The organism is Afifella sp. H1R (genome assembly GCF_021462425.1).
GTDB classification, from domain to species: domain Bacteria; phylum Pseudomonadota; class Alphaproteobacteria; order Rhizobiales; family Afifellaceae; genus Afifella; species Afifella aestuarii.
Map to the genome: position 1 here is coordinate 1,577,046 of NZ_JAKEDY010000001.1, position 13,825 is coordinate 1,590,870.

The following is a 13,825-nucleotide window of genomic DNA, read 5'->3' on the forward strand; positions in this document are numbered from 1 at the left end:
CGGATGGGGGCCGGGGTAGGCGGCGACGTGAGCGGCTTGGGGGGAGCTCGGGACTTCGGTCTCGTGCCAAGGATCCGCTCCGTCTCCGCCTGCCCCATCAGCTTGGGGCGCATTTCGCCTGAGCTCCATTCTGCTGGAGGCGTGAGACAGGGGCGACCTGGCCGTCGTCCGAGAAAACCGCCACACCGCACCTCACTGACGAGCCTCGCGCACAACCTCCGCGAGATTTCTTCTGCGCCAGACTGATTCTCGCCGCACGCGCTGCACCCTCCCGGTGATGGCATAACCCTCGCCGTCAGCTCCCGCAGGTCAGGCATTCCGCCTTCCCTCCTGCATTGAAAAGATTGCGCCCTGCGACAAAACGCGGGAATAAGACCTCCGTCCCAGCCTTTCTTTTTCAATGCCCGCCCACCGTCTTATCCCGCTCATCGTCGCGGTCGCGCTCTTCATGGAGAACATGGACGCGACCATGATTTCCACCTCGCTCCCGCAGATCGCGGCCGACATCGGCACCACGCCGATCGCGCTCAAGCTCGCCCTGACCGTCTATCTTCTGTCGCTCGCGATCTTCATCCCGGTCTCCGGCTGGGCGGCCGACCGTTTCGGCGCGCGGCGGGTTTTCACCTCGGCGATCGTCGTCTTCATGATCGGCTCGCTCGCCTGCGCCGCGTCCAATTCGCTCATGAACTTCGTCGGCGCGCGTTTCCTGCAGGGGCTGGGCGGCGCCATGATGACGCCCGTCGGCCGCCTCGTGATCATGCGCACGGTGGAAAAGCGCGATTTCGTCAATGCGATGGCGTGGTTTTCGATCCCCGCTCTGCTTGGGCCGATCTCCGGTCCGCCGCTCGGCGGCTTTATCACCACCTATTTCTCCTGGCACTGGATCTTTCTGATCAACATTCCGATCGGCGTTCTGGGCATCTTCTTCGCGCTCCGCTTCGTGCCGGAATTGAAATCGGAGGAGACGCGCCCGCTCGATTCGCTCGGCGTCGTGCTGATGGGGCTCGCGAGTTCAGGCCTCGTCTTCGGCTTTTCGGTCGCAAGCCTCGGCGTGCTGCCGGCGATCGCCTGGCAGACGATGATCGTCATCGGCGGCGTGTCCGCTCTCGCCTATCTCCGCCACGCGCGGCGCGTCGCCTATCCGGTGGTCGATCTCTCCCTCATCCGCGTGCCGTCTTTCGGCTTGAGCCTCGGCGGCGCCACGCTCTTCCGCATCGGCGTCGGCGCCATGCCCTTTCTCCTGCCCTTGATGCTGCAGATGGGTTTTGGCCTCAGCCCGTTTCAGAGCGGCCTCATCACCTTCACCGGCGCGGCCGGCGCCCTGTTTATGAAGTTTCTGGCGCAGCCCATTTTGCGCCGCCTCGGCTTTCGCGCCGTCCTCGTGGCCAACACGCTGATCGGCGCGGCCTTCCTCGGCGTCATCGGCTTCTTCACCGAGGAAACCCCGGCGCTCGTCATGATGGGGCTGCTGCTTGCCGGCGGCTTCGCCCGCTCGCTGCAATTCACCTCGCTCAACGCGCTCGCCTTCGCCGATATCGACCACGAGCGCATGAGCCATGCGACGAGCCTCTGGGCGACGGCCCAGCAGATTTCGCTCGCGACCGGTGTCGCCGTCGGCGGCACACTTCTGGAAGTCTCGATGCTCAGCCACGGCGGGGGGATCGAGATCGGCGATTTCCACTTCGCCTTTTACGGCGTGGCGATCGTCTCCGCGCTCTCGATGCTCTTCTTCTTACGCCTGCCGGACGATGCGGGCTCTGAGATGAGCGGCCATATCGCTGGCCCCGCCTCCGGCAGCGGCGGCGGCCTCAGCAAGCTCTGAGCGACCTGTTTATTCGGAGATTACCGCCTCGAACTCGATCTCGACGAGCCAGTCGGGATCGATGAGCCCCGCGGTCACCACCATCGTCGAAGCCGGGCGGATCTCGCCGAACGCCTCGCCATGGGCGCGTCCGACCGCCTCCCAATCCATGCGGCGGGTCAGAAAGATGCGCGTGCGCACCACATCGGCAAGGCTCGCCCCCGCGTCTTCGAGCCCGATCCTCGCAATCTCGATCACGCGCCTCGTCTGCGCCGCCGCATCGCCGACGGCGAACGCCTTGCCGTCCTCGCCGATCGGCGCCGTGCCGCCGACGAGAACGCGGTTGCCGACCCTGACCGCCCGCGAAAAGCCGATGATCGGCTCGAACGGGCTCGCCGAGGAGATGTTCTTGCGGCTCACCACCAGCGTTCCGGCTTGAACGCGCCAGCCGCGTCTTCGATCACCTGCCCGGCCTTGAACAAGGTCGCCTCGTCGAAGGGACGGCCGATGAGCTGCAGGCCGAGCGGCAGGCCCTTGGCATCGAGGCCGGCCGGCACCGAAATGCCCGGCAGCCCGGCCATGTTCACCGTCACCGTGAAGACGTCGTTCAGATACATCTTCACCGGATCGGAGTTCATCTCCTGATCGGCGATGCCGAAGGCGGCCGACGGTGTCGCCGGCGTCAGAATGGCGTCGACACCCGCGGCAAAAACATCCTCGAAATCGCGCTTGATCAGCGTGCGCACCTTCTGGGCGCGCAGATAATACGCGTCGTAATAGCCGGCGGAGAGCACATAGGTGCCGATCATGATGCGCCGCTTCACCTCGCGGCCGAAGCCCGCCGCGCGCGTCTTCTCGTACATGTCGATGATGTCGTCGCCGTCGACGCGCAGGCCATAGCGCACGCCGTCATAGCGCGCGAGGTTCGAAGAGGCCTCGGCCGGCGCCACGATGTAATAGGCCGGCAGCGCGTATTTGGTGTGCGGCAGCGACACTTCGACGATCTCGGCGCCTGCGTCGCGGTACCAGTCGATGCCCTGCTGCCAGAGCTTTTCGATTTCCTCCGGCATTCCCTCGACGCGGTATTCCTTCGGCACGCCGATTTTGAGCCCCTTGACGCTTTCGCCGAGCGCGGCCGGATAATCCGGCACGGCGATGTCGACGGAGGTGGAATCCTTCGCATCGACCGAGGCCATGGATTTCAGCATGATCGCCGCGTCCTTGACGGTGCGCGCGATCGGCCCCGCCTGGTCGAGCGAGGAGGCGAAGGCGACGATGCCCCAGCGCGAGCAGCGCCCATAGGTCGGCTTGATGCCGACCGTGCCGGTGAAGGCCGCCGGCTGGCGGATCGAACCGCCCGTATCCGTCGCCGTCGCGCCGGCGCAGAGATTGGCGGCAACCGCGGCCGCCGAACCGCCCGAGGAACCGCCCGGCACGAGATCGGTGTTCGACCCCTTCGCCCGCCACGGGCTGACGACCGGGCCGTAATACGAAGTCTCGTTGGAGGAGCCCATGGCGAACTCGTCCATGTTGAGCTTGCCGAGCATGACCGCGCCGTCGGCCCACAGATTGGCGGTCACCGTCGATTCGTAGCGCGGTTCGAAGCCGTCGAGGATGTGCGAGCCCGCCTGCGAATGCACGCCTTCGGTGGCGAAGAGATCCTTGATGCCGAGCGGCACGCCTTCGAGCGTCCCACCCTCGCCCCTGGCGAGGCGCTCATCGGAAGCTTTCGCCATCTCGCGCGCCTTGTCGGGCGTGACGGCCACATAGGCGTTGAGCGCATCGTTCGCCGCGTCGATGGCGGACAGATACGCCTCCGTCAGCTCCACGGCGGAGAACGACTTGGCGGCGAGGCCATCGCCGATCTCGGCGATGGTAAGGGAAGTAAGATCGGTCATCGAAATCGGCTCAGTTGGAAAGGCGTTTTTCCATGAAGATGGAGACGCCGTCATCGGGATAATCGAGATAGGGACCGCGGACGGCAAAGCCGGCCGAACGGTAGAGATTGAGGGCGGCCGGTTGCTGGTCGCCGGTTTCCAGAAGAAGCGTGGCAAGCGCCATGTCGCGGGCACGCGCTTCGATCGCCGTGAGGATCAGCCGGCCGAGGCCCCGCCCCTGCTGGCCCGGCGCCACATACATCCGCTTCACCTCGCCCTCGTCCTCAGACAGAACCCGCAGAGCACCGCAGCCGACCGCCTTTCCCCGCTCACGGGCGACGAAGAAGACGATATTGGGCTCCGACAGTTCCGCCACCGTCATGTGGTGGCAGGCCTCGGGAAGATAGAAGGACAGAAGATAGGCGTTGAGGTCGGCGATGAGCGCATGCACCTCCGGCTGATCGGGAGGCTCCGCAGCGATAGAAACCGATTGTTCCAGAACCGCCGTCACGGCTCATTCCACGACTTTGGGAACCAGGAAGAAATTGTCCTCGCTCAAAGGCGCGTTGGCGACGATGTCGATGGCCTTGGCGCCGTCGGTGATCTCGTCGGCGCGCATCTTGAGCGTCATCGCGGCGACGGAGGTCATCGGCTCGACGCCCTCGACATCGACTTCCTGCAATTGCTCGACGAAGCCGAGAATGGTGTTGAGCTCGCCGCGCAGGCCCTCGGCCTCTTCCTCGGTGACCTTGATGCGGGCGAGATGCGCGACGCGTTTGACGGTGGAAAGATCGACGGACATAAAAAACCCCTCTTCTCCGGCCCGCTATAGACCGCAGAAACCGGCGCGGCAACGCCCCGCGCCCCGGCATTCCAACCATCCGATGCCGGCAGGAGATTGCAGGGGCGGACAAAAACGCCGCCCCGCCCTCTCAGCCGTTCACAACCACCAGGCCTCAGACCTCCATCGTCTCTCCGACCTGGGGCACCAGCACCTTGCCGGCATCGTCGCCGAGCGCCGCCAGGAACTTGTCCGGTGCCTGATCGACCAGCGGGAACGTCCGATAGTGGCAGGGAAAGATCTTCGAGAAATCGAAATAGCGCTGGCAGGCGAGCGCCGCCGTTTCGCCACCCATCGTAAAACGATCGCCGATCGGCACGATGCCGATTTCCGGCTTGTGCCGCTCATGAACGAGCGCCATGTCGCCGAAGATGTCGGTGTCGCCCATATGGTAGAGCACCTTCTCGCCCGGCGCCTTGACGACGAGACCCATCGGATTGCCGAGATAGACCGGGGTGCCGTCGACCATCGTCGAGGAGGAATGCAGCGCGTTGACGAAGGAGACGGTGAAGCCGCCGCAATCGACGGTGCCGCCGTGGTTGCCGGGATTGACGTTGTCGCCGTTGACGCCGTTCTGCGCCAGATACATGCACACTTCGAAGGAAGAGACGAACTGCGCGCCCGTCGCTTTGCAGATGTCGACCGTGTCGCCGATATGGTCGTCGTGGCCATGCGTCAGCAAGACATGCGTCGCGCCCTTGGCGGCCTCCAGCGGATCGCCCTCGAAGACCGGCGAGCCTGACAGGAACGGGTCGATCATCACCACCTTGTCGGCGAAGTCGAGACGGAATGCGGAATGTCCGAGCCAGGTTACTTTCATGAGATAAGCCTCCCTTGTTCGGCGATAACTCTAGCGGGCTTTCACGACATGACGAGGGCGCCGGATAACGCGCGCGGCATGATAAGACCCGGCACGGCAACGTTCACGGTCGCGCCAGCGCCGTGCGGATAAAGGCCTGGCGCATCTCGGGCAGGCCGAGACCCCTGGGCGCCAGCACATGCCGTTCCAGAAAAAGCCCGGTCATGGCAAAGCCTGCCGCCAGATCTTCCTCGTTGGGCAGCGCCTCGCCGCCGCCTGCGCGCAAAAAGGCCGGCAGAGGCAGCAATCGGTCCCGGTAGGGCGCCCCCGCCCCTTCGCTCACCGCACGGCCGGATTTCGGCGACACATAGACGAGCCGCTCCGTCGTACCCGTTGCGGCACAGGCGGTGAGATCGAGCCCGACGCCGAGCTCCTCCAGCAGCATGATCTCGAAATGCACCATCCCCGCGGCAAAGCCCTCGCGCGCGGCATCGGCGCTGAGCGCCCCGTCGAGGAGCGTCCTGAGCGCCGCATGCAGGGCCGGATGCGGGTCCCGCTCCGGCAGGAGCCTGAAATGCGCGGAGAGAAGCTGCATGCCGTAGGACGCGGTCCGGTCGGCCATGATGGCAGCGGCACGTTCGGTGATCGGTTCGGCGCGAAAATTGCCGAGATGCGCGTCGAGCCGCGCCCGCCAGGTGAGGGACAGGGTATTGCCCGGCTGCAGGATCGGCCGCTGCCGGCGCGAGCGCCCGCCCTTGACGAGGCCGAGATGACGGCCGCGCGTTTCCGTCATCACCTCCAGGATGATGTCCGCCTCGCCATGCCGGCGCGTGGACAGGACGATACCGTGCTCCGACCATTCCATGGCGCAGGCTTAGAGCGTTTCATCCGGTGACGGAAACACTTCTCGTTCGCCTGCGATGGGGCGATCCGGCGGAAACGCAGGCAAGCGCGACACGGGCATGGAGCAAGCGACGCGACGCACCGGGCATCGCGCCGCGTCTTGGTAGTGCTTACTTTTCGGCGGCCTTGGCCTTGGCGCGCTCGATGCCTTCCAGGACGAGCTGTTCGGCCCCTTCGGTGTCGACCCAGCGGCCGACATCGACCCACTTGCCCTTCTCCAGATCCTTATAATGCTGGAAGAAGTGGGCGATCTGCTCGCACATGATCTGCGGCAGATCGAGATAGCTGCGCACGCCGGTATAGAACGGATGCAGCGCGTCGACCGGCACGGCGATGATTTTCTCGTCGCCACCCGATTCGTCTTCCATGATCAGCGCCCCGACGGGGCGGCAGCGGATGACCGCGCCCGGCACCACCGGCACCTGGCTCACCACCATGATGTCGCAAGGATCGCCGTCCGGCGACAGCGTGTGCGGGATGAAGCCGTAATTGCCCGGATAGAACATCGCGGTGTGCAGAAAGCGATCGACGAAGATCGCGCCCGACTTCTTCTCGAGCTCGTATTTCACCGGAATGCCGCCGAGCGGAATTTCGACGATGGCATGAAGATCCCGGGGCGGGTTCTTGCCGACAGAGATATGACGTAGGTCCATGAAGATCCTCGCAGCGGGCTGCTCGTGCTGCCCTTCTTAAAGTAGATTCATAAGTTTGAAATCGCCCGCCAGCCCTTTGAGACGATTCAGGAAGATTCCGGAGCGCAGCGTCTCTTGGCGAAAGCTGCGCCGGCAAAGCCAAGCGCGAGATGGCCTTACCGCTGAAAGAAATGCGCTCTGCCATGCCGGCAGATCGGGCTCAATGCACCTTTCGGCTGGGATCGGCATCATCGACTGGAAGAGCTTATAGGCTGAGGAAAGTGAATTTCGCTTTACGACAAGCGCCGCAGCGCCCCTATTTCGGAAATTCCAGCCCCATCTCCCGGTAGCGTTCCGGATCGTTGGTCCAGCCCTCGCGCACCTTCACGAACAGGAAGAGATGCACCTTGCGCTCCAGCATGTGGTGCAGCTCGCGGCGTGCGGCGATCGAAATCTGCTTGATCGTCTCGCCACCCTTGCCGAGGAGGATCTTGCGATGGCTTTCGCGCTCCACGAAGATCACCTGGCTGATCCTCACCGATCCGTCGCGCTTCTCTTCCCAGCTTTCCGTCTCGACCGTCGCCGAATACGGCACCTCCTGATGCAGGCGCAGCATCAGCTTCTCGCGCGTCACCTCGGCCGCGATCGCGCGCATCGGCAGGTCCGACACCTGATCTTCGGGATAGAGATACGGCCCCTCCGGCATCGCCCCGGAGAAAAACTCCAGGAGGTCGCTGACGCCGTCGCCGTTCGCCGCCGACACCATGAAGGTGCGCGAGAACGGCAGCCGCGCATTCGCCTCCGCCGTGATGGCGAGAAGCGCGTCGCGGCGCACGAGGTCGATCTTGTTCAAGATCAGGACGCGCTTGTCCTCGCGGGCCCCGGATTCGCCCAGGCGATCGATGATGCCGAGCGCGGCTTCGTCGAGACCGACACGTGCATCGATGAGAACGGCGGTGATGTCGGCATCGGCCACCTGCGCCCAGGCGGTGCTCACCATCGCCTTTTCCAGACGCTTCTTCGGCGCGAAGATGCCGGGCGTATCGACGAAGACGATCTGCGCACCCTCGTGCATGGCAATGCCGCGGATGACGGAGCGTGTCGTCTGCACCTTGTGCGTGACGATCGCCACCTTGGTGCCGACGAGCTGGTTCAACAGCGTCGACTTGCCCGCATTCGGCGCGCCGATCAGGGCAACGAAGCCCGCCCGCGTTCGCTCTTCGCTTTCAGATGATGCCGGGCTCTCAAGCTCGGTTGTCACAGCCATACCCCCTCGCGACGCAGAATGGCGGAAGCGGCCGCATGTTCGGCCTCTCGCTTCGACGGGCCTCGGCCCTCTGCCCCTTCGGCGCCTTCGATCAACACTTTGACGGAGAATTCCGGCGCATGGTCCGGTCCTCTGCGTCCACTCTCTTGATAGCGCGGCGTGCCGTGCCCGTTGCGATGCGCCCATTCCTGCAATTCGGTCTTGGCGTCGCGCAGCGGGCCCTGCATCGTCCGCAGCCGCTTGATCCAGAAACGGTGAATGATGACTTTGGCCGCATCCAGGCCGGCATCGCGGAAGACCGCGCCGATCACCGATTCACACGTATCGGCGAGGATCGACCGCGCCGTGCGCTCCGTCGCCCGCGCCAGGCTCTCGCCGACGCGGTAATGCTCGGCGAGATGCATCTCCTCCGCCACTTCCGCACAGGCGTCGCGATTGACGAGTCGTGCGAGCCGGCGGGACAACTCGCCCTCCGGCGCCTGCGGATATTCTTCGATCAACAGATCGGCGATCACGAGGCCCAGCACCCGGTCGCCCAGGAACTCCAGCCGTTCATAGGTATTCAGCGGATCGCCGCGCCGCTCGTCACCGATGGCGCTCGCATGCGTGAGCGCGCGCTTCAGCAGGTCCGGGCGGGCGAAATGATGGCCGATCCGCTCTTCAAGATCGCCGAGCGAAGCCTTGCCGCTCATAATGCTTCAAGCAACCGGTTGTAACGCAACGACCACGGCCACCGCCAGAATTCCCAGACATGGCTGTCCTCCTCGACGGAGAAGAAGATGACCTCGGCGCGTCCGACGAGATTTTCTTCCGGCACGAAACCGACGAAATTCAGAAAGCGGCTGTCGGAGGAATTGTCGCGATTGTCGCCCATCATGAAATAATGGCCGGCCGGCACTTCGTAGACGCCGGTATTGTCCTTCTCGCCGTTCGGCGTCAGGTCGAGCGTCATATAGCTGACGCCGTCCGGCAGCGTCTCGCGGTACTGCGCGACCTTGATCTCCTGACCGAAGGCGTTCTCGCCGGTGTAATCCTCGACGCGTTCGCGCTCCACCGGCGTGCCGTTGATGTAGAGGAGGCCGTTCTTCATCTGGATCTTGTCGCCCGGCAGGCCGATGACGCGCTTGATGTAATCGGTCTTGGGATCGCGCGGCAGCCGGAAGACGGCGACATCGCCGCGCTTCGGCCCGTCGCCTTCCCAGATGCGGCCATGGATGAACGACAGATCGATCGGGAAAGAGTAGCGCGAATAACCGTAGCTGAACTTCGAGACGAAGAGATAATCGCCGACGAGAAGTGTCGGCATCATCGATCCGGAAGGAATGTTGAAAGGGTGATAGAGAAAGGTGCGGAAGACGAGCGCGATCAAGAGCGCCTGGATGACGACCTTGAGCGTTTCGCCCAGGCCTCCGCTCGATTTGGCTTTCTCGGATTCGGCGCTGCGTTCGGCCACGTTCATGGCTCCGTCCTTGGGAAATTGCTCGCGGGTTTAACGGCAGCGTCCCCCGCCTGCAACGCCGGGCCGTCTCCGCTGCGCATTAATTCTGTCTTTGAGGCCTGAATGCGGCAGCGCCGTCAGTCTGCGCGCACCGCCTCGATCACCACGAAAGCCTGCGCCAGCGGGCCGTCGTCGGTGATGGTGAGATGGATGAGCGCTTCGTAGCCTTCGGGCGTCATGCGGGCAAGCACTTCCGCCGCCCCGCCGGTCAGCCGCATGGTCGGCTTGCCGGATGGGAGATTGACCACGCCCATATCGCGCCAGAAGACGCCCTGCCGAAGCCCTGTCCCGAGTGCCTTCGAGCAGGCCTCCTTGGCGGCGAAGCGCTTGGCGTAAGAGGCCGCCCGCATCCGCCGGCGTTCCGATTTCGCGCGCTCCACCTCGGTGAAGACGCGTTCGACGAAGCGCGTGCCGAAGCGGTCGAGCGTCTGTTCCACCCGGCGAATGTCGATGAGATCGGAGCCGAGGCCGATGATCATGCCGCCTCTCCCGCCTCCGCGCGGGCGGCATCCATCAGCCGGCGCATCTCGCGGATGCTCTCGCCGAGCCCGACGAAGATCGCCTCGCCGACGAGGTAATGGCCGATATTGAGCTCGCGGACTTCGGCAAGCGCAGCGATCGGCGCCACATTGTCGTAGCCGAGCCCGTGGCCGGCATGCACTTCGAGCCCGATCGAAGCGCCGTAGCGCGCCATCTCCGCGATGCGCTGGCGCTCTTCCTCGGCGCCGGCCTCGTCGCCCTCGCGCCAGAGATCGCAGAAGCGCCCGGTGTGCAGTTCGACGACGGGCGCGTGAAGCGTCCGCGCCGCATCGAGCTGTGCCTTCGCCGGCTCGATGAACAGCGAAACGCGCACGCCCCGTTCGTTGAGCGCGCTCACGATCGGCCCGAGCCGCGTGATGCTGCCGGCCGCGTCGAGCCCGCCTTCCGTGGTGCGTTCCTCGCGCCTTTCCGGAACGAGGCAGGCCGCATGCGGGCCGTGCTTCAGCGCGATTTCGAGCATCTCGTCGGTCGCCGCCATCTCCAGATTGAGCGGCAGCGAGATCTCGCTCATGAGCCGGTCGATATCGCCGTCGCGGATATGGCGGCGATCTTCGCGCAGATGCGCGGTGATGCCGTCGGCGCCAGCCTCCTCGGCGATTTTCGCCGCTCTCAGGGGGTCTGGATGGTCGCCGCCGCGCGCATTGCGCACCGTTGCCACGTGATCGATGTTGATGCCGAGCCGAAGCGAAGAGGTCATTGAATTCCGTTGAAGCTTGCACCGTTCTGCGGGGCATCGCTCGCCGCCGGCTTGCGCCGCGCCACGAAACGTTCCCGCCGGGCCGCCTGATAGGCCGCAACGAGCCTGTAGACAATCGTGTAGGTGATGATCCCGGCGACGAGCCCGAGCGGCACCGCCCCGATCGTCATCGGCTTCAGGATCGGCAGGAGCTGGTCGAAGGATTTCTCCACCAGATCGTGACCGAGACGGGCGGGCGGCATTTCGTGCTGCCCCCGCCACAGGAGATGGCCGAGCTTGTAGGTCGCGGCCCAGATGAAGGGGAAAGTGAGCGGATTTCCGATCGAGGTGCCGAGCGCCGCGGCGATGAGGTTGCCGCCGATGAGCCAGGCGATCGCGAAGGAAATCACGAAATGCAGGCCGAGAAACGGCGTGAACGAGGTGAAGACGCCGGCCGCACAGCCCGCGGCGATCGCATGCGGCGTCGCGGAGAGCCTTAAAATCCGCTTCATGAAATAGAGAAACGACCGCCGCCAGCTCGAACGCGGCCAGAGCCAGACGCGCAAGCGCTGAAAACGACCTTCCTCTATACGTCTGCGAAACAGCATCTTTCGCCTTCTGATCTCTCCGCCCGCATGACGCAGCGGCCCGAAATCCACTCTATCCGTTGACGCGCACCACGCCGCTCACCACCGATTTCGCCCTCAAGTTGCGCATGATGTGGTTCAAATGCTTGAGGTTCCAGACTTCTAGATCGATTTCAAGCTCGGTAAAGTCACGACGGCGCTGCAGCATCCGAAGATTGTCAATATTTCCGTCACTGCGACCGATCGAATCTGCAATCTCGGCAAGAGACCCGGGCTCGTTGAGCGTCGACACGCGAATCCGCGCCGGAAACCGCTCCGCAGAGCCCTCAGGGATATCCCAGCGCACATCGACCCACCGATCCGGCTCGTTCTCGAACTCCGTCAAAGCCGGAGAATGGATCGGATAGATGGTAATCCCCTCGCCTGGTGTGAGGATGCCCACGATGCGGTCGCCGGGCACGGCACCGCCTTCCGGGTCGAAACGGATCGGCATGTCGCCGCTCGCGCCGCGGATGGGCAGAGCGTTGTCGTCATGCGCGCCGCGCCGGCCTTCTTCGTCGAGGTTGAAGCCGAGGCTCGCCCGCGCGCTATCGTGCCAGGTATTGGTGCGCGTGCCCGCCTGCGCCACGGTCATGCGCTCGGGGAAGACGGAGTTCATCACCGCATCGGCGTTGACCTGGCCGCGCCCGACGGCGGCGAGGAGATCCTCGACGTCTTCGAAGCCGAAATGGCCGACATGCTCCTTGAGGCGCGCCTCCGACCACGGCTCCTCCAGCCGCTCGAAAGCGCGGTGCAGCGTGTGGCGGCCAAGCCCCGCATATTGCTTGCGCACATGCGCACGCGTGGCACGCCGGATGGCGGCGCGTGCCTTGCCGGTGACGACGACGGATTCCCAGGCGGGCGGCGGCCGCTGCGCTTCGGAGCGCACGATCTCCACCTCGTCGCCGTTTTCCAGAGGCGTCACGAGGGGCGTCAGCTTGCCGTTGACCTTGGCCCCGACGCAGGTGTCGCCGATATCGGTGTGCACCGCATAGGCGAAGTCGATCGGCGTCGCGCCGCGTGGCAGCGCGATGAGGCGGCCCTTCGGCGTGAAGCAGAAGACCTGGTCCTGGAAGAGCTCGAGCTTGGTGTTTTCCAGAAACTCTTCCGGCGCGTCGCCATGGGCGATGTGTTCGACCGTCTGCCGCAGCCAGGCATAGGCGGAGGATTCGCGCGCCAGCCGGTCCCGGTCGGCGGCGATGCCGTCCTTGTAGAGCGGATGCGCGGCGATGCCGTATTCGGCGATCCGGTCCATCGCATAGGTGCGAAGCTGCAGCTCGACGCGCTGCTTGCCCGGCCCGACCACCGTCGTATGCAGCGATTGATAGCCGTTCTGCTTGGGCGTGGAGATGTAATCCTTGAAGCGCCCCGGCACCATCCGCCATTCCGTATGCACCGCACCGAGCGCCCGGTAGCAGTCGCTCACGTCGTGGAAGAAGATGCGGAAGCCGAAAATATCCGACAATTGCTCGAAGCCGACGGCCTTGCGCTGCATCTTGGCGAAGATGGAATAAGGCCGCTTCTGCCGGCCCCGGATCTCGCCCTTGATGCCGCTGTCCTGCAATCTCTTTTCAAGCGCCACCTGGATCGTCTCGATGTCGCCACCGGTGCGCTCGCGAAGATCGACGAGCTTCGCCGCGATCGTCGCATAGGCTTCCGGATTGAGCGTACGAAAGGACAGTTCTTCCAGCTCCTCGCGCACGGCCTGCATGCCCATGCGCCCGGCGAGCGGCGCATAGATTTCCATCGTTTCTTCGGCGATGCGGCCGCGCTTCGCCTCCGGCACGTATTGGATCGTGCGCATATTGTGCAGACGGTCGGCGAGCTTGACGAGAAGCACGCGCACATCGTCGGCGACGGCGAGAAGCAGCTTTCTGAGGCTCTCAGCCTGCCGCGCCTCGCGCGACATGAGATCGAGCCGGTCGATTTTCGTCAGCCCGTCGACGAGGCGGCCGATCTCGGTGCCGAAGAGCTTGTCGATCTCGTCGCGCGTGGCACTCGTGTCTTCGATCGTGTCGTGCAGAAGCGCGACGGCGACGGAGGCGTCGTCCATCCTGAGTTCGGTGATGATGGCCGCGACTTCGAGGGGATGGGAAAAGTAGGGATCGCCGGAGGCGCGCTTCTGCGTGCCATGCTTCTTCATGGCATAGACATACGCGCGATTGAGCAGATCTTCATTGACGGCTGGATTGTAGGCGGCAACCCGCTCGACCAGCTCGTATTGGCGCATCATCCCCAGACGTCCTCGCGGCCTTGTAGCCCTGCGCGGCTAGTGAACCGCTTTCAATGCATTTTGCCGGATATAGGCTTTACAAAGGCTGAGCGCATCCGTGCGACAAAAAAAGCCCCGCATCGGCGGGGCTTT

The 13,825-nt window shown here is 64.4% G+C and carries 15 protein-coding genes; 1 reads left to right on the plus strand and 14 read right to left on the minus strand.

Going from position 1 to position 13,825, the window contains the following annotated elements; translation table 11 throughout:
* Nucleotides 1-400: 400 nt before the first annotated feature.
* Nucleotides 401-1,822 carry an MFS transporter gene (locus tag L0F51_RS07535; RefSeq protein WP_234628602.1) on the plus strand — a complete coding sequence of 474 codons (1,422 nt, stop codon included), beginning with the start codon at nucleotides 401-403 and terminating at the stop codon, nucleotides 1,820-1,822.
* A 9-nt stretch (nucleotides 1,823-1,831) separates the two neighbouring features.
* Here L0F51_RS07535 and L0F51_RS07540 read toward each other — a convergent pair whose 3' ends face one another.
* From L0F51_RS07540 to L0F51_RS07605, 14 genes are all read right to left on the minus strand, one after another.
* Nucleotides 1,832-2,221, minus strand: a complete 390-nt coding sequence (locus L0F51_RS07540) for a RidA family protein (RefSeq protein ID WP_234628603.1) — start codon at nucleotides 2,219-2,221, stop codon at nucleotides 1,832-1,834.
* Entirely contained in the window at nucleotides 2,218-3,699 is a 1,482-nt protein-coding gene (gatA, locus tag L0F51_RS07545; RefSeq protein ID WP_234628604.1) for an Asp-tRNA(Asn)/Glu-tRNA(Gln) amidotransferase subunit GatA, read from the minus strand. Before gatA ends, L0F51_RS07540 begins: the two co-directional genes overlap by 4 nt.
* 10 nt (nucleotides 3,700-3,709) lie before the next feature.
* Nucleotides 3,710-4,189, minus strand: coding sequence for a GNAT family N-acetyltransferase (locus L0F51_RS07550; protein WP_205649834.1), 480 nt, complete (start codon nucleotides 4,187-4,189; stop codon nucleotides 3,710-3,712).
* Nucleotides 4,190-4,192: 3 nt separating this feature from the next.
* Complete coding sequence (gatC, locus tag L0F51_RS07555; protein ID WP_234628605.1) at nucleotides 4,193-4,480, minus strand: Asp-tRNA(Asn)/Glu-tRNA(Gln) amidotransferase subunit GatC; 288 nt, start codon at nucleotides 4,478-4,480, stop codon at nucleotides 4,193-4,195.
* 154 nt (nucleotides 4,481-4,634) lie between these two features.
* On the minus strand, nucleotides 4,635-5,339 hold the full coding sequence (locus L0F51_RS07560) for a metal-dependent hydrolase (protein WP_234628606.1): 705 nt from the start codon (nucleotides 5,337-5,339) through the stop codon (nucleotides 4,635-4,637).
* Between the two features lie 103 nt (nucleotides 5,340-5,442).
* Entirely contained in the window at nucleotides 5,443-6,183 is a 741-nt protein-coding gene (recO, locus tag L0F51_RS07565) for a DNA repair protein RecO (RefSeq protein ID WP_234628607.1), read from the minus strand.
* Nucleotides 6,184-6,331: 148 nt separating this feature from the next.
* A complete protein-coding gene (gene ppa, locus L0F51_RS07570) occupies nucleotides 6,332-6,874 on the minus strand; it encodes an inorganic diphosphatase (RefSeq protein ID WP_128291383.1) in 543 nt (180 codons plus the stop codon).
* 295 nt (nucleotides 6,875-7,169) lie between these two features.
* On the minus strand, nucleotides 7,170-8,120 hold the full coding sequence (era, locus tag L0F51_RS07575; protein ID WP_234628608.1) for a GTPase Era: 951 nt from the start codon (nucleotides 8,118-8,120) through the stop codon (nucleotides 7,170-7,172).
* Nucleotides 8,111-8,812 (minus strand): ribonuclease III, encoded by a 702-nt coding sequence (gene rnc, locus L0F51_RS07580; protein ID WP_234628609.1) that lies wholly within the window; start codon nucleotides 8,810-8,812, stop codon nucleotides 8,111-8,113. The genes era and rnc overlap by 10 nt, the downstream gene beginning before the upstream one ends.
* Nucleotides 8,809-9,579: a signal peptidase I gene (gene lepB / locus L0F51_RS07585; RefSeq protein WP_092810699.1), complete on the minus strand. Its 771-nt coding sequence runs from the start codon at nucleotides 9,577-9,579 to the stop codon at nucleotides 8,809-8,811. Before lepB ends, rnc begins: the two co-directional genes overlap by 4 nt.
* A gap of 116 nt (nucleotides 9,580-9,695) precedes the next feature.
* Nucleotides 9,696-10,097 (minus strand): holo-ACP synthase, encoded by a 402-nt coding sequence (acpS, locus tag L0F51_RS07590; RefSeq protein WP_128291379.1) that lies wholly within the window; start codon nucleotides 10,095-10,097, stop codon nucleotides 9,696-9,698.
* Nucleotides 10,094-10,855, minus strand: coding sequence for a pyridoxine 5'-phosphate synthase (locus tag L0F51_RS07595; protein WP_234628610.1), 762 nt, complete (start codon nucleotides 10,853-10,855; stop codon nucleotides 10,094-10,096). Before L0F51_RS07595 ends, acpS begins: the two co-directional genes overlap by 4 nt.
* On the minus strand, nucleotides 10,852-11,442 hold the full coding sequence (locus tag L0F51_RS07600; RefSeq protein WP_234628611.1) for a DUF2062 domain-containing protein: 591 nt from the start codon (nucleotides 11,440-11,442) through the stop codon (nucleotides 10,852-10,854). Before L0F51_RS07600 ends, L0F51_RS07595 begins: the two co-directional genes overlap by 4 nt.
* 52 nt (nucleotides 11,443-11,494) lie before the next feature.
* The gene (locus L0F51_RS07605; RefSeq protein ID WP_234628612.1) at nucleotides 11,495-13,693 is read right to left on the minus strand and encodes a bifunctional (p)ppGpp synthetase/guanosine-3',5'-bis(diphosphate) 3'-pyrophosphohydrolase; all 2,199 of its coding nucleotides are present in this window, start codon (nucleotides 13,691-13,693) and stop codon (nucleotides 11,495-11,497) included.
* Nucleotides 13,694-13,825: the final 132 nt, after the last annotated feature.

What these genes read in the sequence shown, in the direction of transcription:
- L0F51_RS07595 (WP_234628610.1), bottom strand. Translation starts at nt 10,855, where the DNA reads ATGACCTCTTCGCTTCGGCTCGGCATCAACATCGATCACGTGGCAACG.
- gatA (WP_234628604.1), bottom strand. Translation starts at nt 3,699, where the DNA reads ATGACCGATCTTACTTCCCTTACCATCGCCGAGATCGGCGATGGCCTC.
- L0F51_RS07600 (WP_234628611.1), bottom strand. Translation starts at nt 11,442, where the DNA reads ATGCTGTTTCGCAGACGTATAGAGGAAGGTCGTTTTCAGCGCTTGCGC.
- L0F51_RS07560 (WP_234628606.1), bottom strand. Translation starts at nt 5,339, where the DNA reads ATGAAAGTAACCTGGCTCGGACATTCCGCATTCCGTCTCGACTTCGCC.
- era (WP_234628608.1), bottom strand. Translation starts at nt 8,120, where the DNA reads ATGGCTGTGACAACCGAGCTTGAGAGCCCGGCATCATCTGAAAGCGAA.
- gatC (WP_234628605.1), bottom strand. Translation starts at nt 4,480, where the DNA reads ATGTCCGTCGATCTTTCCACCGTCAAACGCGTCGCGCATCTCGCCCGC.
- recO (WP_234628607.1), bottom strand. Translation starts at nt 6,183, where the DNA reads ATGGAATGGTCGGAGCACGGTATCGTCCTGTCCACGCGCCGGCATGGC.
- rnc (WP_234628609.1), bottom strand. Translation starts at nt 8,812, where the DNA reads ATGAGCGGCAAGGCTTCGCTCGGCGATCTTGAAGAGCGGATCGGCCAT.
- lepB (WP_092810699.1), bottom strand. Translation starts at nt 9,579, where the DNA reads ATGAACGTGGCCGAACGCAGCGCCGAATCCGAGAAAGCCAAATCGAGC.
- L0F51_RS07535 (WP_234628602.1), top strand. Translation starts at nt 401, where the DNA reads ATGCCCGCCCACCGTCTTATCCCGCTCATCGTCGCGGTCGCGCTCTTC.
- acpS (WP_128291379.1), bottom strand. Translation starts at nt 10,097, where the DNA reads ATGATCATCGGCCTCGGCTCCGATCTCATCGACATTCGCCGGGTGGAA.
- L0F51_RS07605 (WP_234628612.1), bottom strand. Translation starts at nt 13,693, where the DNA reads ATGATGCGCCAATACGAGCTGGTCGAGCGGGTTGCCGCCTACAATCCA.
- ppa (WP_128291383.1), bottom strand. Translation starts at nt 6,874, where the DNA reads ATGGACCTACGTCATATCTCTGTCGGCAAGAACCCGCCCCGGGATCTT.